Below are 20703 nucleotides of genomic sequence, written 5' to 3'. Positions count from 1 at the left end.
CATCAAATGGATGTTCACAACAGACAAGGCCCGCGCCAAAATGGCAGGCTCCTATCCCGCCACTCCCAAAGAGTCATAATCACTGTGACGAGATACTAGGAGCATGCATTTGATTGTTTGAGTACGGCAGGGTATGGCGATAGCATCGACTTGTGACGCCGCGGGAATAGCGTTCGAACCCAGATCCGGCGGCGACGGCGTGCCGCCGGTCGAGCCGGTGATCGGCATAAGAGCAACCCCATCGAAGCGTGTATTGCTCAGGGTTTGTATGCCACCGGCGAACTCAGCCCATTGCGTCCGTCCAAATAAGTTCGACTGGCATGAGATTAGCTTCGCTGCACCAGTCGTCTAGCCGCCGGGTTTCGACCCAGATCTGGCGATCGAACCTAATCCAATCACACTCGGCGGGATGTTTCTTCGAGTGCCGTACTGAACCCGAGACGCCAGTCGTTCGAATCTCCGTCTCGGCCCGCAGCTGCCCGAAGTAAAAGGCCCTCGGCAACGAACAAGCCGTTCTTGTTCGATGAAATGGCGATGCGATTGCTCATCGCGAGCCTGTTGTGCTCAGAGATTCAGTCGCTCGCGCAGCGAGCTCGGCCGGGTTGCCTTCTAGGACAAGAACAAAGCATCCGGCCTGCTGTAGCTGGTGTGCATCGTGAAGCAGACGTAGGGCATCGTCCGCGTTCCGACTTGTACCTTGAAGCCACCCATCGCGTTGACGCTTTGTGGCGTGAGACCAAGATGTACCCATCACGGGAATTTCGCAATTCACCAAGGCTCGGATCATCTCGACACGCTTACCCCTCCCTCAAGTTTGACGGCGTCTGCGCCACGCTGCAGGACGCCTCCAGCGTTGCGTATCGTGTCGTCGGGACTGAGATGAAAGCTGAGAAACGGCATGTCAGCTACAAGCAGGGCGCGAGGCCTTGTTCGCGCGACCACGTCCAGGTGGTGATTCATCATCGCCATGCTGACCGGTAAAGTGGTCATCAAACCCAAGGCATACGTTGCCCCGACACGACAGGATCGGCGATACGTGCCGTTACCGCATCATAAGCCGTGGTCATGACGATGGCGCGCCTTTCCTCCTTGCGTCGTTGCAGAACTGGAATCGTGACGCGTTCAACCGACAGCTGCAAAGTGTGGCTCATGTCGATCTGATCCGGCCCCGCATGTCTCTGGAAATGGCCTTTCCCTTGGAAGAGCGAAAGGTATCTGTCAATAGGGAGCCCGAAAAAGCGCGTCACTGAGAAGTCGGAAGCACAAAGTTTCCAATGATTGGGCGGTCAGCAAATAAGATCTTTCAAGATGTCCTCTGCGCGGTGTTCCTGGGACTGACCATCCGAACTTTCTGAGCGTCAAAAACGGCGGCCTGGAGACGACGCACGCGAGCGGCGACAGTGGATGTGCTTATGAGGCTGCGATCTACGTGTCAAAGCCGCTGTCGGCCCCTTAAGGCGGCATGTCCATTACATCTCGCTGCTGACAAGGATGGGCTTATGGCGCTTAAAGCCGCGGCTTCGGCGGACTGCAGGCTCCGCAAACGACCGCGACCCAGGCGAGGGAAATAGGAAAGATGCACCAGCGCTAACACGGCTGCCGCAAACTCCGGAATGCGGATGACGTGTCCAGCATCTTCGCGTCCGTAGAGGCTTGATAAGACCTGCCGTCCAGGCAATCTCATCTAATCGAAATAACGGCGGAACTTCCGCAACAGGCCGTCACCAATGGACGCATGATTTTGTAACAACTTCGCGCAGGCATCCACACAGATGAACACGCAACCAATCGCGATAACGCGATCGGACTGAAACCGAACGCGCGATGACACTGTGGACCGGCCCGGCGAAGCCCGCGATCTCGCCCGGCCGGCAGCACCCACATTGCAGATGCGAGGTCACAATCGTCCATTTCGTAGGTCTATGGCAAGGCTCTCTCAAGTCGTTCGGGAAGCCGACGACAGCTCAGGATCCTTGATCTTGCGCTGCCGCGCGCGTCTTCAGGTCAGCGTATCGGCAGCGTCACAGATGCCTGCATATATTTCGTCCAGGTCACCTGCTGTTACACAATATGGCGGCATCACATAAATCGTATTACCGAGTGGACGCAGCAAGAGATTACGGTCTTTAAAGAAGGCGTGAAGCCTCGGGCCGATGCCTGCGAGATAGCCGGTATCTCTCGTCTTCAGATCGAGTGCTGTGATGGTGCCGCTACGGCGAACGTTTGCAAAGCGCGGATCGGCGCGGAATGCTTCAATTGCGTGCTCCTGCATGGTTGCGACCGCAGCGATGCGCCGGTGACATTCCTGGTCTTTCCACAGATCCAGGTTAGCCTTGGCGGCGGCACAGGCCACCGGATTTGCCGTGTACGAACTCGAGTGAAAGAATGTGCGCGTACGGTCTTTTGAATAATGGGCATCGAAAATCTCTGCGCGGCAGAGTGTCACCGCGAGCGGCAGCGCCCCTCCCGTGAGACCCTTCGAATAGCACGCTATATCTGGCACAACATTGGCCTGCTCACAGGCGAAGATTGTTCCGGTGCGGCCCCAGCCCGTCATGACCTCATCGGCAATGAACAGGACGTCCGACGCCTCGCAGATCCGCTTCATCTCTCTTAGCACCCAAGCTGGGTACATCAGCATTCCGCCTGCCCCTAACACCAGAGGCTCGACAATAAAGGCTGCAGGATTTTCGTTCCGACATGCTGACTCAAGCGCATCAAGCGTCGCCCGCTCACGACCGCTCGCAGGGAACGGGATTGAGGTCACGTCGAACAGGAGAGGTCCGTACGCCACGTTGAAGACACCGCGGGCACCAACTGACATCGCACCGAACGTGTCCCCGTGATAGGAGTGCTGCATGACAACGATGCGTGTTCGCTGTTCGCCTATATTGTGCCAATAACCGAGCGCCATCTTCAAGGCGACTTCCACGCTGGCTGAGCCACTGTCCGAGTAGAACACGTGGTCCAAGCCTCGGGGTGTGAGTTTCAAAAGGAGCCGAGCGACCTCCTCGGCCGGATCATGCGTGTAGCCGGCGAAAATGATTTGGTTCAGCTTGCCGGCCTGTTCCTGAATCGCGCTCACGATCTGCGGATGGCAATGGCCGTGAGTGACGACCCACCAGGATGAGATTGCATCTATGATTCGATGATCATCCGCAGTGTAGAGATAAGCACCGTCGCCACGCACAACCTTGGTCATCTCGTTGTGAAGAGCATGCTGCGTGAATGGATGCCAAATTGGCCACCTCTTGTTTGGCTTCATGGCTTGAAATCGCCGGGAACAAACGAGCCTTTGAAGACATCCCGTAGGCTGCCTGCCGTCAAAGGAGAAATCCAGGGCAGCCGTCCTAACCAACGCACCCGCGCGATGTCACAAATTGCGCTCTCAGTTTCAGAATTTCTTTCCCCGATGAATGCGATCCCAAGAATGTCGATCTGGCGCTTTCGCAAGGCCTCTATCGAGAGCAGGGAGTGATTGATGGTCCCGAGTAGCGTGCCCGCGCAAAGCACGACGGGAAGTCGCCACCGCTGGAAGATATCGATGTAGAGTGCGCTAGAATTCAGCGGCACCATCAGCCCGCCAGCGCCTTCGATGACGAGCGGTCGCTCCCCCGTATGCGGCAGGACGAGCGAATCGGGGTCGATGCGAATTCCGTCTATTTCGGCGGCATGATGCGGGGAAGCGCGCGTTTTAAGGCGGTAACGCTCCGGAACGATCCGATCGACCGGAAGACCGCTCAGTCGTGCGACCTGCTGGCTATCGGTCTCTCCTTCAACACCGGCCTGAATTGGTTTCCAGTAATTCGCGCCGAGAAGATGGGCAAGGCCTGCCGAAAAGACAGTTTTGCCGATCCCTGTATCTGTGCCGGTCACCACGATCCGCTGACTCATCGAGATCCGCCCCTCGTCTCCTCAGCGAGGGCATCGAGCATCGCACGCACCTCATCCTCTCCAACGTTGAGCGTCACTGAAATTCGTAAACGGGCCGTGCCGGCCGGCACCGTTGGCGGTCTGATTCCTCGGATGTCAAATCCGCGAGCCTGTAGCGCGGACGCTAGCCTCATGGCGCGGGCATTCTCGCCAACGATATAGGGCAGGATCTGCGAGTTCGAAGGACTTCTCTCGCCTCGCGCAACCATCTCCCGATGCGTGAACGCGACAAGCTTCGCCAGCCGCTGTTGGCGCTCCGGCTCCTCCTGCAGGATCAACAGAGCCTCCCGTACGGCTACCGCCATTAACGGCGAAGGGGCGGTCGCGAAGATAAACGGGCGACAGCGATTGATTATGAAGTCGCGCAGCACGCCAGAGGCGGTGACAAGCGCGCCGGCAGCTCCCAGCGCCTTGCCGCAGGTATGAATAACCAGGAGATTTTCGCGTGCTTCATAGGCCGCTGTGAGCCCTCGCCCCTGCTCGCCGTAAACGCCGGTGGCATGAGCTTCGTCCACAACCAAGAACGCATCGTGCCGGTCCGCGATCGCGAGCAGGTCTTCAAGCGGTGCGAAATCGCCATCCATGCTGTAGAGGCTCTCGACTACGATCCAGACCCGCCCCGCTCCGCCCGCGGCACGCCAGTCGCAAATTGCGCTTTCGATAACCTGCGGGTCGTTATGGGCGCTGATTCGAAACGCGGCTCGGCCAGCTCGTGCTCCTTCGTGAATGCTGGCGTGAACCAGGGAATCAAGGACGAGCAGGTCGTCCCGTTGCGGCAACGTTGTCAGCACCGCAAAATTTGCGACATAACCACCGCCGAAGAAGAGCGCGGTCTGCGCGCCGAAGAACCGCGCCGCTGCTGCTTCGAGGCGTTCGTGCTCCTCGCAGTTGCCGCGCAGAAGCCGTGATCCGCCGGCTCCGATCGGAGTACCGGCTTCGAGCGCGGTGACGATGGCTTTTTTCATGCGCGGCGCGCTCGCCAGGGCCAGATAATCGTTTGATGAAAAGTCAATCCCGGTGCGCGGCCTGAGACTCCGCAGGCGGTCGTCGTCTTTAAGCGCATCTAAGTCTGCCGCATAGCTGGCGACTTTACCCGCAACGATGGAATTCATTCTTCACTCGCTGAGCAAGGATGGACGCCGCAAAACTCCCAACTGGCCGCCAACGACAGAGTCTTACGGCGGTTAGCTTGTTGGATTCAAACCGGCACGATGCGATTTTGTCGATCAACCAGCACAATGCGCGGCCTGAAGATTCTTGCATCCGCCTCGTCAAGTGAGGCGTATGCAACGATACTTATCTTATCTCCGGGCATCGCCAGTCGCGCCGCCGCACCGTTCACGTCTACCGTGCCGGACCCTTGTGGCGCTTCTGTCACAAACGTTGCAAAGCGTGCCCCCGTCTCGAGGTTGTAGAGTTCGACGCGTTCGTTAATCAGGATACCGGCCGCGTCCAGCAGTGCGCGATCAATCGAGATCGAGCCTTCAAAGTGCAGGTCGGATTCAGTTACCGAGGCGCAATGAATCTTTCCCTTCATTAAGACAATCTGCATTTCTTACCTACGCTGATGGCTTGCGCGCAGCACGCCGTTGTTCTGATGGCTTAAGCGAGTCCAGACGTAATGCCGAGCCGGGCTAACAAACTTGCATCACGGTCAAGTTGCGGGTTTTTAGTAGTCAGCAACATATCGCCGACAAAGATGGAATTCGCACCCGCCAAGAAGCATAGGGCTTGGAGTTCATCAGTCATGTACTGGCGCCCGGCGGCCAACCGTACGACGCTCTTGGGCATCATGATCCGCGCAGTCGCCACCAGGCGCACCAGTGCAATCGGATCGGGACGCTCCGCCGTGACCTTCACCGGCACGCCATTCACCTCGTTCCACAGGTTGATCGGTACACTTTCCGGATGGTTGGGAAGATTGGCGAGCAGTACCAGCATGCCGAGACGGTCATCGACGTGCTCACCCATGCCAAGAATGCCGCCGCAGCAGACTTTGACCCCCACCTCGCGCACGCGCGTAAGAGTGTCGATCCGATCTTGCAAGGTCCGGGTAGTGATGATGCTGCGGTAGAACTCTGGCGAAGTGTCCACGTTATGATTGTAGAAGTCGAGGCCGGCGTCGGCGAGCTGTGCGGCTTGCTTTGGCGTGAGCATGCCGAGCGTTACGCACGTCTCCATGCCAACACGTTTAACGGCAGCAATCATGTCGCAGACCTGATCGAGGTCGCGGTCCTTCGGACTGCGCCACGCCGCGGCCATGCAGAAGCGACTCGCCCCGGCCGCCTTGGCGCGCTGCGCGGCGGCGACCACATCAGCGCGATCCATCAAGCGGGTCGGCTTCAGGCCAGTGTCGTAATGCACGCTCTGTGCGCAGTAGGCGCAATCTTCAGGACAGCCGCCGGTCTTGATGCTGAGCAGGCTTGCGGTTTCGACGTGGTTTGGGTCAAAATTGCCGCGATGAACGGTCTGGGCCTGAAATAGGAGCTCGGCAAATGGCTGCGCGTAAACCCCTTCCGCCTCGGCACGTTCCCAGTCGCGGCGGACCGGCGCGCCGTTGCGGCCGCTATTGCCTTCGACTTCCACAGCACCCCCAAGATTTTCGCTCGATCATACAGACGACACCGTCGTCGCGTAGCTCCGCAAAGCAACACTCTTGCCCGGTATTGACGAGAAATATCGCCGAGTTGCGCGGGCATGGCGCTCATATCAGGCTAATCGCCGGCCCCTCATGCAGGATTTCCTCGCAGGGCCGAGGCAAGCGCAACAACGCCCCTCGACGCGCCTCAGTCAGGTAACTAGCCGATGCGTACGGTAGTTGCGCCCCGTAGGAGCCTCTCCTGATACAAATTATTTGGCCGCGCGCCGTGTATAACGGATCGACGAATCTGCTCACCTGGCCGATTCCTCGATGGTGTGGTTATGCGCGTCACATTCCACACAATAAATGTGGCCCGGACGAGCCGACTCTGCGAGCATTGCCTCCCTCCGCCTCCAGAAGCGCAGCGGGTTGGGCTCTGGGGCGCAGAGTAGCGGCCCGCGCGCCCTTGGCGGGTCTGTAGCCACCTAGGCTTGCTCGCCGCTGCGCTCGTCGCCCCTGGCTGTGGTGAGCAACTCCGCTGGACTCTCGATCACGTCGTCGCCGCCCGACTTGGCATCGACTGGGCGAGATCCGCTAAGAGGTCGCACTCATCTGCGCAAACAGAATTGCCGCTTCAGACGGCCCGAGCCCGACGATGCCCACGAAGGCTGCCGGAGGCATCGGAATGACCTGACGGGTCGGCCTCCAGAGATGCAGGCAGTAGCGACTATTGTTCACATACTGCGAATGAGGAGGATGCAGCTGCATCACGCATTCCTCTTCATCCCAAAACATATCTTTGGCGAAGCACATCTCCTCCCAGTTTGGAGATCGCCGTGGCGTCGACACAGAGACATGCTCCCATCCCGGACGGACGAAGCCGACGATCTTGAGTTGGCAGCCACAAGGCCCCTGCACGAAGAAGAGGCCGGAAGGACCAGACCCCGGTGCAGTGGCGAATCGGCCCTCGCGGACGCGCCCCGCTTCGAGTCTTTCTACACTGTGCTTCCTCATGCGTCCTCCTTCTTTTGGCCGATAGAGTTGCATCCGGCACCACTCGTGTTGTCCGACTCGTACATCGAACGGCTGGCACCCCGGCATGGGCAGCCCCAGCTACCGCTGATCATCTGCACCGAACCTACTTGGATGAAGAACATCGGTTCTATCCGCATCGTTCACCGGGGAGTTCTCTTGGGTTTGTCTTTCGACATCTGATCGTCTCTTCAATTTTCTCGTCATTCGCGCGGTCGTTGCGAACTCGGCTTCATGCAGACAATCTGCGCAGACATCTATGATGGCTTGTCTTGGCAAGCCGTGCCAGCAGGAGCTTCTGCTCGCCTCGTCGCCTGAACAAGTCCGCAACGTATGGCGTTGAGCTAGCCGTGCTTGGTGCAAGATGCCAGAATTCGACTGAAACGCCTCACAGCCAAAATGGCGGCGGAAGCCAATTCGCGTGGCATGATTCGGCGAACCGGCTACTTTGTCACCCAAACAAACGTCGCTGGCTTCAGCACATGATGCAAAGCGACGCCAATGCCTCGCCAGTTCATCGAGCGAGAGGCTTTGAATTCGACGATTTGACGGTGGGCTTTCATCTCATTCCTTCTCATGTCTAGCGGTTAGCCGGCTTGCCGCCTGAGACACCGTCAATGCGTCATCTATGTGGCCGGCCACCGTGGCTCAGAATGGATTCATGGTCAGAGGCTCGCACGCGCGGACCGCACTCGTTCAGCAGCCTCGCTCATTGGCCTTACCGCATGACGCAGTTTCGCAGTTCAGCCCTAGCGGGCTGTGAGCTCCAACGGAGAGACACCCGCGCCGGGGTCACAAGGCGTTGACGATCGGTGCAACCGTCCGCTCCGGTGGCGATCAGAACTGCCCGTCAACCTCATTTCTTTGCCGCCCCTCCGCGAGGCGAGCCAGTTTATCATATTCCTCAGCGACCTTGAGGAGCCTGCATCTGGATGTGTCGTCCTCGAGCGACTCCGCTTTTCTTCGCGTCGCTTCAGCACGGCCTCGCCAATGTTTGGCGTCTGAGAACAGCTTTTTTTGCGTCATGCGGAAGACGATGCAATTTTTAGATCAAGAAAATGCGACACATGCCCTACGTAAGATCCCGTAGGTTGGCTTTCGCAAAAGCACCTCATTTGCCGTTATCTGCCGACCGCTCTGTTGATGTCTGAGATGCGACAAGCCGCTCGCAGCAAGCGCGGCGAGGGGCGCGAAATGCGCGACTCTCGACATTAGGGCTTGAATCGTACGTAGCGTCAGATTGTAGGGTCTTCTTACAGCTGGCGAGCGTGCTTGGCCGTACAACAGCTTCCGGGCGACACAATATCGAGTGTGTCATTTGGCGCCCAGATTGCAGAACGCCCGCGTTGTCCCGGACGCCGCAGTGAGGCCGCCTCGGCGAATCATTGCAACGTGTCGCGATGAAGCCAGGCTGCAGGAGAACCGGATTCTAAGATCGCAGCAGCAGCGTCGCGTGGCGATTGCCCGATTTGACAGATTGCTCACGCAGAGGTCGCCGTCCGGAGATCGGGGCCTCGCAGTTCAGAGTGGAATGGAAGTTGGAGGCCATACTCATCTTACGTAGCCGTGATGCGGCCGCGGCGAACCGGCAATAGCGTGCTCACGCCGAAACAGGTTGCTGTAGGCATACACGGTTGCCAGCATTCTCGCCAGAGATGCGTCGACTGGTCGCTCATGCCGGAGCCCCCTTCGGGGGCCTGGATTGCCTCCGCCGCCGCCTCCATCATGTTTTTCGTACCCAAAGACGGGCAACACGGCCTGCGGAGTAGCAATAACTTCTGCAGCTTTGGCTTCCAAGCAGTCGTTCAACTGATGGCCATGGAGCGCGCGAGGTCAGACCACAAGGAAATCTCGATCTATGCTCTGTCCGAAATGTCACACAGATAACTGGTGCGAGATCGCAATGCACGATCCCTGGAGCGGCCGACCAGTGATCAACTGCAATACTTGCGGTGAGTATGCCGAGTACGATTGCCTCCAGCGCAAAACAGCGCACGCGATCATCGCAGCTACCTTGGCCTGTAGCGTGAGCATAGAGGACCAGCGCGATCCGCGGGCGGTTGCTGACAGGATTTTGGATGTGCTGGAGAATGCCGGCCTAACAATCGCTCGCGCCTCAAGATGAATGGGAGGAACGCCGATCGGCGCCGCTACGAGGCCCCGCCCGCCCATCAGAGAGCATGGCCAACTGCGCCGCTCGTTGCAACAGCCATTTGATTGCCTGCAAAACCGCCGTCTTCCCCCCGGCCGACCTGGAGTTGAAGTGGCCATAGCAACTCTTTGATACCAACAACGATTGTAGCAAACGCGCCAATCTGGACCCGAGCCGCGACGCTCTCAACGGGACCAGGGCTGAGTACCGCTTAGGCGCGGGCTTCCAACGTGACGCCCGGCAGATCTTCCCACAAGTATCGAACCCGCGATGATCAACCCGGCGTGGCCTGCACCTGACGGCGCCTTTCGAGGTCCATAGTTCAAAGTTATCTAGAACGGCGAAGTCACTGTTGGGTGCCTTGACGGGAGTTTGGCTCATTGACCAGATTAACGCGCTGCCGATTGATCTCGATTCCTAGTCTGCTCAGCCGCCGCGGCACCGACAACTCCCGGGAAGCAGCCCCATTATGATGGTGACAGCGGGAGAGCTCGGCTGGATAGACAAAGCCAATTCGCACAGACTCGAGAGAGCATTCTAGCCATGGACGATTGATTCCGGCGCCGAGGCAGCTCCTATCCATACATTTCAAGATTGATTCGCTTGGTCACTCGTGGCCAGCGACGAGCAGCCTCACAGCTGGGCGTAGCTATGCGCGCACACTCGAGCGGACCCGAGCTGGGCGTTCCGCAGACGACGAATACCGAAAGCCAACTGCCTTGGTGAAGCGCCTCCCGCCCTGCTCGTCTTGCGGCTGGCTCCTGGCGAACGAATACGAGTTCGACATATTCACGGGATAAGCCCGCAGGGGATTGAATCGTACGTAGCGTCAGATTGTAGAGTGCACAGCTAGGGAGCACCAATGTTCGGTCGCTTCAGAATTCCTAGCGGAGCAGGCCGATCGCTTGCGATGAGAGATTTTCTGCCAAAGCGGCTGAGGATCGCGCTCAGTCCGAAGAACGCTGTTTCTGTCCTGTCCACGCAGATCGCCGGCCCGTATGAAGACAAGATCGCCCACATGTAAGAAGGACCAATCCAGCCTTGGAGGCTTCGAAATACGTTTGCGGGCACTGAGTGCCCAACCAGCCGCCGCGAGATTGGTTCGCTATCCCGGAGCGAACATGTGAGAGGACCCGATGGATCCAACAGGGTCTTGCTCGTCGATCACTGTGAGGGCCAATGCCGGGCCATTGTTGGCTTCAAGAATGGCGATCCTGGAACCGCATATATGTGCGGCGAACCCGTTGTGATGGGACCTCGCCAAAAGCTGTCATCATGGTGCGCTTATCACCATTCCCGAATGCACGTCATGCCATGGTCGGACGGACGCAGCGTCGTTGAAGGAAAGCAGACTAGATGACCAACAGTAATCCGAGACGAGCGCGCGCAATTGCTAGGCATGGGCAGCGGTCATCGCGGGGGCAAGAGAGCTGCCGATAGATCCGCGAGCTGGATCTGCTCGACGTGCAGGCCTGACGATTGCCCCAGGGCCGAACGCCGATCCAGGCAATGAGGCCCATCAAGACCCGACGAACGAGTATTGAGAAGCTCATGTGAGCGCCTTGGAACAGAAATGATGCGGAAGTTTATACCCGCGAGGGACTGAAGATTGATCTCGGCACCTTGATTGAGGGCAACACCGCGTTCGAACCCGATAAGCCGGCGATCCATTTCGAGGGCGGTAAAGCTTACGCTGCTTTCCGCGCATTCGAGCGGGGGGCACGTGGTTTAAAGGCCCGGGTCGACCTCCACGAGCAGCTCATCCGACTTCTTTCTGCCGAGGGGCTGCAAATCAAATGTGATAATTGAGGTAGAACGCAGTTGATCCGTCAGCTCAGGCTGGTGTCTGCAGAAAGCTTGCTCAAGAAGGACTTTGCCGCGGGCATCGATAAGAGAAGGGGCGCTCGGGACTAGCAAACCGCCAGTTTTAACGGCAGCAGCACGTGCTCAAGGCGGCTTATTCACGCACATGCGGGCTTTGCCTGGTCATACTACGGCCGGTCCAAAGACATGCTTGCGAGCGCGGAAAACACCCCCGGCGGAATGGTCGCCGAACCGAGGACTGACCTTCTGAGCCATATCGTCCGCGCGCTAGACGCACCATTGTTGTTGATTCCGTGGCCACTCGCGAGCAATGAACCGCCAGATGCTTTTCGCTACTGAATTCGTCCTTCGGGGGCGCAGGGCACACTGATCGTCGAAATAAACCCCTTGAGGCCCCATATAGCACTGGCCTCATTCATGCAGCGTTTTTCTGTGAACTCAAACAGCACAGAGTCAATATGCGCGCATTCACTTGCCAGATCACCAACTTGATTGTCCAGAAATGGATCGATGATGATAAGTACTGCGCGACAGAGAACGAATTTCAATGCTTTGTTTGCCCGGCTTGCTCGCGGTTGCACTGGATGAACAGCAAGACTGGAAAACTCTTAGGCAAGGACACGAAATGAGGGAAACTCGCTGGCTCAACGCGCGAGTTGACCACGAAGGGACTGTGGAACGCTTCTCGGCCAAACGGGTCTGCTTACCTCCCATCCGCGCCGCAATTTCATTAGTCGCACCCACGCAATAGAGAAACGCCTGACGAAGCCGAACGAAATCTTCCGGACTACAAACTTTCGTATAGTCCTTCAAAACCTTTCGATGTGGAAGGTTACCTCCGTACAGTTGAGCGATTGACGCAATGCCTATACAGAGTCCAGAACTCGGCAGTTCGAGAGCGTGACGCTTCCGCATTCGAAGAGGCCAGACGCGATTGACGTCGTCGATCGGGGACCGACATTAGCCTGCGCAGAGCAACGATTTGTCAAACCAAGAGAGAAAACGGCGGGTCGCTCTAATCACCGGCGTGACCGGGCAGGACGGCGCCTATCTCGCCGAACATCTGCTGTCGCTCGGCTATGTCGTGCACGGCATCAAGCGGCGCTCGTCCTCGTTCAACACTGCGCGGGTCGACCATCTCTACCAGGACCCACATCTCGGGGACGTGCCGTTCCTGATGCACTACGGCGACATGACGGATTCGACCAATCTGATCCGCCTGGTGCAGCAGATCCGGCCGACCGAGATCTACAATCTCGCCGCCCAGAGCCATGTCGCCGTCAGTTTCGAGAGCCCCGAATACACCGCCAATGCCGATGGGATCGGCGTACTGCGGCTGCTCGAGGCGATCCGCATCCTCGGCATGGAGAAGGAGGCCCGGTTCTACCAGGCCTCGACCTCCGAGCTCTACGGCCTCGTTCAGGAGATCCCGCAGAAGGAGACCACGCCGTTCTATCCGCGCTCGCCTTATGGCGTGGCGAAGCTCTACGGCTACTGGATCACGGTGAACTACCGCGAAGCCTACGGCATGTTCGCCAGTAACGGCATCCTGTTCAACCATGAGAGCCCGATCCGCGGCGAGACCTTCGTCACCCGCAAGATCACGCGCGGCGTCGCCCGTATCGAGCTCGGGCTCGAACAGACGCTCTATCTCGGCAATCTCTCGGCCAAGCGCGACTGGGGCCATGCCAGGGATTATGTCGAGGGCATGCACATGATCCTCCAGGCCGACAAGCCCGACGACTTCGTGCTGGCGACCGGTGAGACGCGCTCGGTGCGCGAGATGGTCGAGCTGTCCTTTGCGCAGGTTGGCCGCCGCATCGAATGGCGCGGCGCCGGCGTCGACGAGACCGGCATCGATGCCAAGAGCGGCAAGACGGTGGTGAAGATCGACCCGACCTATTTCCGTCCGACTGAAGTCGATCTCCTCGTCGGCGACGCCAGCAAGGCGCATCAGGTGCTCGGCTGGAAGCCGAAGCGCACCTTTGCCCAGCTCGTCGAGGAGATGATGGCAAGCGATCTGGCGGAAGCAAAACGGGAGGCGGTCCATGGCAAACGCACCGTTTGAGCTGAAGGGCAAAAGCGTCTACGTCGCAGGTCATCGCGGCATGGTCGGCAGCGCGATTGTGCGCCGGCTCGCGCGGGAGGACGTGCAGCTCGTCACGGTGGACCGGCGCGAGGTCGATCTCTGCAACCAGGCAGCGGTGTTCGACTGGTTCGCGAAAGCGCGGCCGCAGGTGATCTTCCTTGCTGCCGCAAAAGTCGGCGGCATCGTCGCCAACGACACGCTGCGCGCCGAGTTCATCTACGACAACATCGCGATTGCCGCGAACGTGATCCAGGCCGCGCATCAAAACGGCGCCGAAAAGCTGATGTTTTTGGGCTCGTCCTGCATCTATCCGAAGCTGGCCCCACAGCCGCTGCGCGAGGATTCGGTGCTATCAGGCCCGCTCGAGCCGACCAACGAGCCCTATGCGATCGCTAAGATCGCCGGCATCAAGATGGCGGAAGCCTATCGCAGCCAGTATGGCAGCGACTTCATCAGCGTGATGCCGACCAATCTCTATGGCCCCGGCGACAATTATCATCCCGAATTGAGCCATGTCGTTGCCGCGCTGATCCGCCGCTTCCACGAGGCGAAGGTCGCGGGCGCAAAGAGTGTCGCCGTGTGGGGCACCGGCACGCCACGGCGCGAGTTCCTCTATGTCGACGACATGGCGGATGCCTGCGTGCACCTGATGAAGACCTATTCGAGCGCGGACCTTGTCAATATCGGCACTGGCGAGGACATCACAATCGCCGAGTTCGCGCGGGTCGTGGCTGAGGTCGTCGGTTACGGCGGAGAGATCACTTTCGACACCTCGCGCCCCGACGGCACGCCGCGCAAGCTGCTCGACGTCAGCCATCTCGCACGCCTCGGCTGGCGCGCGAGGACATGGCTTGTAGATGGAATGCGGCAGACCTACCAGGCCTTCTTGGCGGTATCGGGTACATCGGACAAAACGAGAGACTCATGCAGCTGCTAACTGCTCAGGGCGCTCATTGTGCGATTGCCAGAAAGTTGCTTTAGGATCTTCCGGCGAATTCGACAGGGCTCCACGTGTTGCTTGGAGCTCGCGCACCTCCGGGTGCCGCGCGCCCGATAGAGGGCAGGCACGGCTAGACTGGCCGATAACTATAGCGAGCGAATTGGTCAGGCGCGCCTTGCGGGACGCTCTGTTTTGAACTTGAGGTAAACTGATTAAATGTGCGGAATTGTCGGCATCTTGGGGCGCGGTCCGGTCGCGGATCGTCTCATCGATTCACTGAAGCGACTGGAATATCGCGGCTATGACTCAGCGGGCATCGGAACGCTCAAAGGAAACCATATCGAGCTTCGACGCGCCGAGGGCAAGCTGAGGAACCTTGAGACACGCGTTCGCTGCCATCCTCTCTCAGGCCATGTCGGGATTGGGCACACGCGCTGGGCTACTCATGGCAAGCCGACGGAGCACAATGCTCATCCGCATGCAACGGACAATGTTGCAGTCGTCCATAACGGCATAATCGAGAATTTCCGCGAGCTGCGAACGGAGCTAAAACAGCATGGCGCCTGTTTCGCCTCTGAAACGGACACCGAGGTGGTGACGCATCTCATCGACTCTTATCTGAAAGATGGCTGCTCGCCGCAGGAGGCAGTAAAAGCGTCGCTGCCGCGGCTAGTCGGCGCGTTTGCGCTTGCAATCCTGTTCAAGGGTCAACACGACCTCATGATCGGTGCGCGCAAGGGCTCACCACTCGCGATCGGGCATGGCGAAGGCGAAATGTATCTCGGATCGGATGCTATCGCGCTCGCGCCCCTTACCGGCTTGATCACCTACCTTGAGGACGGCGATTGGGCTGTGCTCAACCGCAACTTCAGCGTGGTCTACGACGCACAAGGCACAGTTGTCCGCCGGGAGGTGATGAAATCGGGCGCGTCGTCGGTTCTCGTCGAGAAAGCAAACTACCGCCACTTCATGGCGAAGGAAATCCACGAACAGCCAGAGGTGATCGGGCAGACGCTGGCGCATTACGTCGATATCGCCACCGAGAGCGTGGCACTGCCGCAGGAGCTTCCGTTCGACTTCAACGAGATCGGACATATCTCGATCACGGCTTGCGGTACGGCAGGCTACGCCGGCCATATCGGCAAATACTGGTTCGAGCGGCTGGCTCGTATTCCGGTCGAGCTCGATGTCGCCTCCGAATTTCGGTATCGTGAGGCGCCGATGCGCAAGGGAGATCTTGCTATCTTCATCTCGCAGTCCGGCGAGACGGCCGATACGCTGGCCGCGCTCCGCTATGCCAAATCGCAAGGCCTGCATACCCTCTCGATCGTGAACGTACTGAGTTCGACCATTGCGCGCGAAAGCGGGACAGTGTTGCAGACACTCGCCGGACCTGAAATCGGCGTTGCCTCGACCAAGGCGTTCACATGCCAGCTGGTCGTCCTGGCGGCGCTTGCGGTCGCTGCTGGCAAGGCGCGCGGTGAATTGCCGGAGAGCGACGAGGTCGATCTCGTGCGAGCGCTGATCGAAATTCCGCGGCTAGTTACAGCGGCGCTCGCCAGCGAGCCGCAGATCGAGAAGCTCGCACGCGACATCGCCAAATCGCGTGACGTGTTATATCTTGGTCGCGGCACGTCGTTTCCGCTGGCCCTGGAGGGGGCACTGAAGCTGAAGGAGATCTCCTATATTCACGCCGAGGGCTATGCGGCCGGAGAGCTCAAGCACGGCCCGATCGCCTTGATCGACGAGAGCGTTCCCGTAATCGTCATTGCTCCCTGCGACCGGGTGTTCGAAAAGACCATCTCGAACATGCAGGAGGTCGCCGCACGCGGCGGCAAGATTATCTTGATCACGGACGCTCGGGGAGCCGCAGAGGTATCCATGGATTCACTCGCGACGATTGTGCTGCCGGAGATGGGTACGGCATTTACGTCGATTGTCTATGCGATTCCGGTGCAGCTTCTGGCCTACCACACGGCCATCCTGATGGGCACGGACGTCGACCAACCCCGAAATCTCGCGAAATCGGTAACCGTCGAATAAGGCAAGGTGACGCGACCTGGAATTGTCGTGGTCAGATTCCGAATGCGCACAAGCCTCGGTCAGATCGAATTTACGATGTGCCGCCCGGCTCCTGGCCCGATGCCACCGCATGGTTTGTGCCGCTTCATAGCTCTTGCTTACGGAGGCCGAGACCCATGTGCAAAATCTATGGCCAATCAGGTTGCGAGGCTGGCATGGCGTTGCCTCCGGCAAGCAAGGAGTCGCGTATGACTTATCACGGCATTCCGATTGCTTGGACCTGGTCATAATTCGTGACGAACATCAGGTTTTTCATACGGCGTGGAAGCCAGATGAACCTGTTCGATTGATCCAAACGAATGCTCGGTTATCGCTGAGGAGGCCCGCTATGTTCCTCCCCCTCAGCGCGGGTTTTGGACCGCATTCGGACCGCAACGCCCCTCGAAGTACGAGGCGCGCCTCGCTTCGAAGGACAACGTGGCACTTGCCGAGCATGGCGATCGGCGCTATCCGACGGGCTCGATCGCCAGCACGCTCACCAAAACTTTTTCGTCAAACCTCAGGTTAACTTGCGCAATATCGAGGCCAAATCGCTGGACATCGGGTGAGATGCTAACGCACCTCGGCCCCAATCGCAGGCTCGCGAGCTGTTCTAGCACGACATCTCACGGAGCTCTTCCCTGCTGCTCGTATGCCATGCATCTCGTCCTTCCTCTTCATTGCATGTCGGTGCGCTCAATGAGAAATTCGGCCACCCCACAGACAACAACCTTGTCGCCGAGAATTGCCCGAGGTTTCAGTAGCTTGAGAGTCACTCCTGCGGCGCGAGCGGAATAACGCCCGAAAAACTGTGCGAGTTTGCGACAATTGCCGAAAATATGCCGGAAACGTCAGGCGCTTACGGGTTGGTCGATAGTGCCCTGATGGCAGATTCGCGGCCATGAAACTGCACTCGGCTGGCGTGAGATTTTCTCCGGAACCGGCCATTTCAAACCGAGAGGAAACTCGCCATGTCACCAGCGTCCATCGCGCAAGCGTCAAATGCCAAATCGCGCATTGGCGCCATCTTACGTGCGACGAGCGGCAACTTCCTCGAGCAGTTCGACTTCTTCTTGTTCGGGTTCTACGCCAGTGCCATCGGAAACGCGTTCTTTCCATCAGGAAGCGAAACCGCTTCACTGCTTAACACTTTCGGTGTGTTCTGGCTGGGGGCCTTGATGCGACCTGTTGGCGCGATTGTGCTTGGAGCCTACATTGACCAGATTGGCCGTCGGCAAGGCCTGATCATCACGCTTTCGATCATGGCTATTGGCACCGTCATCATCGCCTTTTGTCCCGGCTATGCAACAATCGGCATTGCCGCACCCGCGATCGTGCTGTTCGGACGGCTGTTGCAGGGCTTTTCTGCCGGCGTTGAGGTTGGCGGCGTTTCCGTCTATCTCTCCGAGATTGCCACTCCGGGCAACCGCGGCTTTTACACATCGTTTCAGTCCTCGAGCCAGCAGGTTGCGATCTTTGTCGCGGCTCTTATCGGATATTTTTTGAGCGAAGCACTTCCGGCGGAAATGGTTGCCGCCTGGGGCTGGCGGATCCCATTCTTCCTTGGCTGCTTGATCGTTCCGCTTATCTTCTTCCTGCGCCGGACGCTGGAGGAAACTCCAGAGTTTCTGGTCATGAAGACCCACCCAACGGCCCGCGAGGTCTTTGCCTCCACAGTTGCGAACTGGCGCATTGTCATTCTCGGCATGATGATCGCGATGCTGACGACCACGACCTTCTATTTCGTCACAGTGTACACGCCTACGTTCGGCAAGCACGTATTGCAGCTGTCCTCGCAGAGCACGCTTTCGGTGACGCTTTTGGTCGCCGTGACGAACTTCATCTGGAACCCAATTGGCGGCGCGATCTCTGACAGAATCGGTCGGAAGCCGGTCCTGCTGACCATTGCCGGCCTTGCCTTGGTGACTGTATATCCGGCGTTGTCTTGGCTTGTGACCGACCCAAGCTTCGGCAAGATGCTGGTAGTGGAGATGATGTTCTCGTTCTACTTTGGCACCTATAGCGGCGCCATGTTGGGCGCTCTGGTCGAAATCGTGCCGAAGCACGTTCGCACAACCTGCTTTTCTTTGGCCTTCGCACTCGCCGCAGCTCTCTTTGGCACCTTTACCCCGCTCGCATCGACTTGGCTGATCGATCGGACCGACGACAAGGCTTCACCGGGTTTCTGGTTGATGTTTGCAGCTTTGCTCGGCATTATCGCCGCACTTACGATTTATCCAGGAAACACCAAGAGAGTTGCGAAGCTGTCGCGACCCGAGCGGTCTAACCGGGCCGTAAGCGCGCAATTTACCACGCATTAGCAGCGCGCCCACGGGGACCTTCACGTCCAAGACTGAACTGAACGGGGTTCGTGGCGGTCCTTGCGGTGATCTCGCGGTGGTCCGCGTGCCACTCTGCGGGTCACGGTTCTTCCTATGCGAGTCGAGCAGTATCGGGACGAGCCGTCGCTGATGTTGACCGGGAATGGCTGAGCACTACCGCCACGCTCGATTCGTTCTGTGGTCGAGCGGCGCGATGATAATGCTCGCACTTTGCGGTTACTTGAAACACGGCAGAGCTCGCGCGAGGGAGATACATCCCTCGCGCGAGCTCCACGTGCGCTGCCAAGCAAACTTAACGGGCACGTCTTGAGGCTGCATGAATTCCCCAGTGGACCGGTGTATCGCAGCTCGCCAAACCTTAGCGAGCGGTCGAAAAGCTTGAATCGTGCCTGGTGCACCGAACGACGGGCCAATGCATGACCACGACCCGGGCCATCGCTGGCTCCGCTCGATCAGCCGCGACTTCACGCAACGCTAGTTTGCGCGGATGAGGTACCGCGCGCAAGCTGTGCGAGCTCCGTCTCGAGCGCAGGGTTGCGCTTGAACATGGCGTCGATCAACGCTTGCGCCGGCTGCTCGGCCGCTTCCACCCACGTCGCCTTCTCCGCTCGTGCGGAGGGCGCGAAGACACGCTTGACGACGGTCGGCGACCCCCTCAGACCGCATTTGGCCATGTCATCCACGCCGGCAGTTTGAGCGCTCCATTTTACGATTGAGGCACGGGCCGCTCGCAAGGCATCGATCATTGCACCGCGGCGAATCTGATTGCTTGCCTCTAACATGCTGACGAGACAAGGAAGCTTGGAACGCAGCACCTGGACTCCTCCTTCGCAGCGCCGTTCCGCATCGATCGTGCGTGCTTTGAAGTCCAACGCTTTGATTGTGGAAACATAAGTAAGCTGCTGGACCCCGAGCCTCTTCGCAATGCCAGGTCCCACCTGCGCCGTATCGCCGTCGATAGTCTGCTTGCCAGTGAATATGACGTCTGGTGGGCCATATTCCTTCCCGATATTGCGAATCGCGCACGCCAGCGCATAACTCGTCGCCAGCGTATCGGAGCCCGCGAAACTACGATCAGTGAGCAGGACAGCACGATCGGCACCAAATGTCAGCGCCTTTCGGAGAGATTCTTCGGCCGACGGCGGCCCCATTGTCAGAACAGTGATTTCACCGCCGAACTTGTCTCGTAGCTCGAGCGCAGCTTCCAGTGCGAACAGATCATATGGATTGATGATTGTCGGCACGCCCTGACGCATGATCGTATTCGTGACAGGATGCACGCGGATTTGTGCGGAGTCGGGGACCTGTTTGATGCAGACGATGCTGTGCATATGCTTCTCCTAAGATGTTGAGCAGGCTCCCCACGAATAGCAACTGTCATACCACCCCAGGCATTTCGCCGATGAGGGACGAATGCAATGGCTGGCGACTGACGGCGAGACCGTTGTGGGGATTGCGACGGGCTGCGCAAAGCGGACGTGATCTCTCTCTGATCTGAGTCGCGGCAGAAACGGCGCGGCCGCGATCTAGCGCTAGTCGACACCTAATCATTTCTCATAGGGCGAATACATTGCAAGCAGACGATGACCAGCACCCGGCTGACGCGAAGAGGGCTTACGCTTCCCGGCATGGCCACCCCCAACCAGAGCACATCGGTTTCGTATCCGCTTCATGGACCAGAGTACCGCCTCTTGCGCACGTTCTCCTACCGCGCCCGGGCGAGCGAGAGAGACGCGAGCCCGACTTTTT

At 58.6% G+C, this 20703-nt stretch carries 12 protein-coding genes and 1 pseudogene; 5 read left to right on the top strand and 8 right to left on the bottom strand.

Annotated features, from left to right (window positions below):
* Positions 1-562: 562 nt before the first annotated feature.
* The 7 genes and pseudogenes from IVA82_RS08630 to IVA82_RS08600 form a co-directional block, all read right to left on the bottom strand.
* Positions 563-1151, bottom strand: a pseudogene (locus IVA82_RS08630) (3-methyl-2-oxobutanoate hydroxymethyltransferase); the annotation flags it as partial.
* A gap of 848 nt (positions 1152-1999) precedes the next feature.
* Positions 2000-3265 carry an adenosylmethionine--8-amino-7-oxononanoate transaminase gene (locus IVA82_RS08625; RefSeq protein WP_247385753.1) on the bottom strand — a complete coding sequence of 422 codons (1266 nt, stop codon included), beginning with the start codon at positions 3263-3265 and terminating at the stop codon, positions 2000-2002.
* Positions 3262-3894, bottom strand: a complete 633-nt coding sequence (gene bioD, locus IVA82_RS08620) for a dethiobiotin synthase (protein WP_247493248.1) — start codon at positions 3892-3894, stop codon at positions 3262-3264. Before bioD ends, IVA82_RS08625 begins: the two co-directional genes overlap by 4 nt.
* Positions 3891-5045, bottom strand: a complete 1155-nt coding sequence (locus tag IVA82_RS08615; protein WP_247493247.1) for an 8-amino-7-oxononanoate synthase — start codon at positions 5043-5045, stop codon at positions 3891-3893. The genes bioD and IVA82_RS08615 overlap by 4 nt, the downstream gene beginning before the upstream one ends.
* Before the next feature lie 86 nt (positions 5046-5131).
* Positions 5132-5485, bottom strand: a complete 354-nt coding sequence (panD, locus tag IVA82_RS08610) for an aspartate 1-decarboxylase (RefSeq protein WP_247385745.1) — start codon at positions 5483-5485, stop codon at positions 5132-5134.
* A gap of 50 nt (positions 5486-5535) precedes the next feature.
* Positions 5536-6519: a biotin synthase BioB gene (gene bioB / locus IVA82_RS08605; protein WP_247493246.1), complete on the bottom strand. Its 984-nt coding sequence runs from the start codon at positions 6517-6519 to the stop codon at positions 5536-5538.
* A 589-nt stretch (positions 6520-7108) separates the two neighbouring features.
* Positions 7109-7528 (bottom strand): hypothetical protein, encoded by a 420-nt coding sequence (locus tag IVA82_RS08600; RefSeq protein WP_247385741.1) that lies wholly within the window; start codon positions 7526-7528, stop codon positions 7109-7111.
* Positions 7529-11321: 3793 nt separating this feature from the next.
* Between IVA82_RS08600 and IVA82_RS08595 the strand changes: the two genes are divergently transcribed.
* The 5 genes from IVA82_RS08595 to IVA82_RS08575 all read left to right on the top strand — a co-directional run bounded on the left by IVA82_RS08595 (position 11322) and on the right by IVA82_RS08575 (position 18933).
* Positions 11322-11507: a hypothetical protein gene (locus IVA82_RS08595; protein WP_247493245.1), complete on the top strand. Its 186-nt coding sequence runs from the start codon at positions 11322-11324 to the stop codon at positions 11505-11507.
* Between the two features lie 997 nt (positions 11508-12504).
* Complete coding sequence (gene gmd, locus IVA82_RS08590; RefSeq protein ID WP_247493244.1) at positions 12505-13590, top strand: GDP-mannose 4,6-dehydratase; 1086 nt, start codon at positions 12505-12507, stop codon at positions 13588-13590.
* Positions 13571-14548 (top strand): GDP-L-fucose synthase, encoded by a 978-nt coding sequence (locus IVA82_RS08585; protein WP_276578782.1) that lies wholly within the window; start codon positions 13571-13573, stop codon positions 14546-14548. Before gmd ends, IVA82_RS08585 begins: the two co-directional genes overlap by 20 nt.
* 219 nt (positions 14549-14767) lie before the next feature.
* The gene (gene glmS / locus IVA82_RS08580; protein WP_247493243.1) at positions 14768-16594 is read left to right on the top strand and encodes a glutamine--fructose-6-phosphate transaminase (isomerizing); all 1827 of its coding nucleotides are present in this window, start codon (positions 14768-14770) and stop codon (positions 16592-16594) included.
* A 989-nt stretch (positions 16595-17583) separates the two neighbouring features.
* On the top strand, positions 17584-18933 hold the full coding sequence (locus IVA82_RS08575) for an MFS transporter (protein ID WP_249815174.1): 1350 nt from the start codon (positions 17584-17586) through the stop codon (positions 18931-18933).
* A 485-nt stretch (positions 18934-19418) separates the two neighbouring features.
* Here IVA82_RS08575 and IVA82_RS08570 read toward each other — a convergent pair whose 3' ends face one another.
* Positions 19419-20285 carry an electron transfer flavoprotein subunit beta/FixA family protein gene (locus tag IVA82_RS08570; RefSeq protein ID WP_247493242.1) on the bottom strand — a complete coding sequence of 289 codons (867 nt, stop codon included), beginning with the start codon at positions 20283-20285 and terminating at the stop codon, positions 19419-19421.
* Positions 20286-20703: the final 418 nt, after the last annotated feature.

This window comes from Bradyrhizobium sp. 142 (assembly GCF_023074015.1).
Lineage (GTDB): Bacteria > Pseudomonadota > Alphaproteobacteria > Rhizobiales > Xanthobacteraceae > Bradyrhizobium.
The sequence above is the reverse complement of the archived record's forward strand: the minus strand, read 5'-3'. Positions and strand labels throughout refer to the sequence as shown.

Excerpts from the sequence above, each read along its gene's own strand:
- IVA82_RS08570 (WP_247493242.1), bottom strand. The coding sequence starts at position 20,285 with ATGCACAGCATCGTCTGCATCAAACAGGTCCCCGACTCCGCACAAATC.
- IVA82_RS08585 (WP_276578782.1), top strand. The coding sequence starts at position 13,571 with ATGGCAAACGCACCGTTTGAGCTGAAGGGCAAAAGCGTCTACGTCGCA.
- bioD (WP_247493248.1), bottom strand. The coding sequence starts at position 3,894 with ATGAGTCAGCGGATCGTGGTGACCGGCACAGATACAGGGATCGGCAAA.
- IVA82_RS08625 (WP_247385753.1), bottom strand. The coding sequence starts at position 3,265 with ATGAAGCCAAACAAGAGGTGGCCAATTTGGCATCCATTCACGCAGCAT.
- panD (WP_247385745.1), bottom strand. The coding sequence starts at position 5,485 with ATGCAGATTGTCTTAATGAAGGGAAAGATTCATTGCGCCTCGGTAACT.
- glmS (WP_247493243.1), top strand. The coding sequence starts at position 14,768 with ATGTGCGGAATTGTCGGCATCTTGGGGCGCGGTCCGGTCGCGGATCGT.
- IVA82_RS08615 (WP_247493247.1), bottom strand. The coding sequence starts at position 5,045 with ATGAATTCCATCGTTGCGGGTAAAGTCGCCAGCTATGCGGCAGACTTA.
- IVA82_RS08575 (WP_249815174.1), top strand. The coding sequence starts at position 17,584 with ATGTCACCAGCGTCCATCGCGCAAGCGTCAAATGCCAAATCGCGCATT.
- IVA82_RS08600 (WP_247385741.1), bottom strand. The coding sequence starts at position 7,528 with ATGAGGAAGCACAGTGTAGAAAGACTCGAAGCGGGGCGCGTCCGCGAG.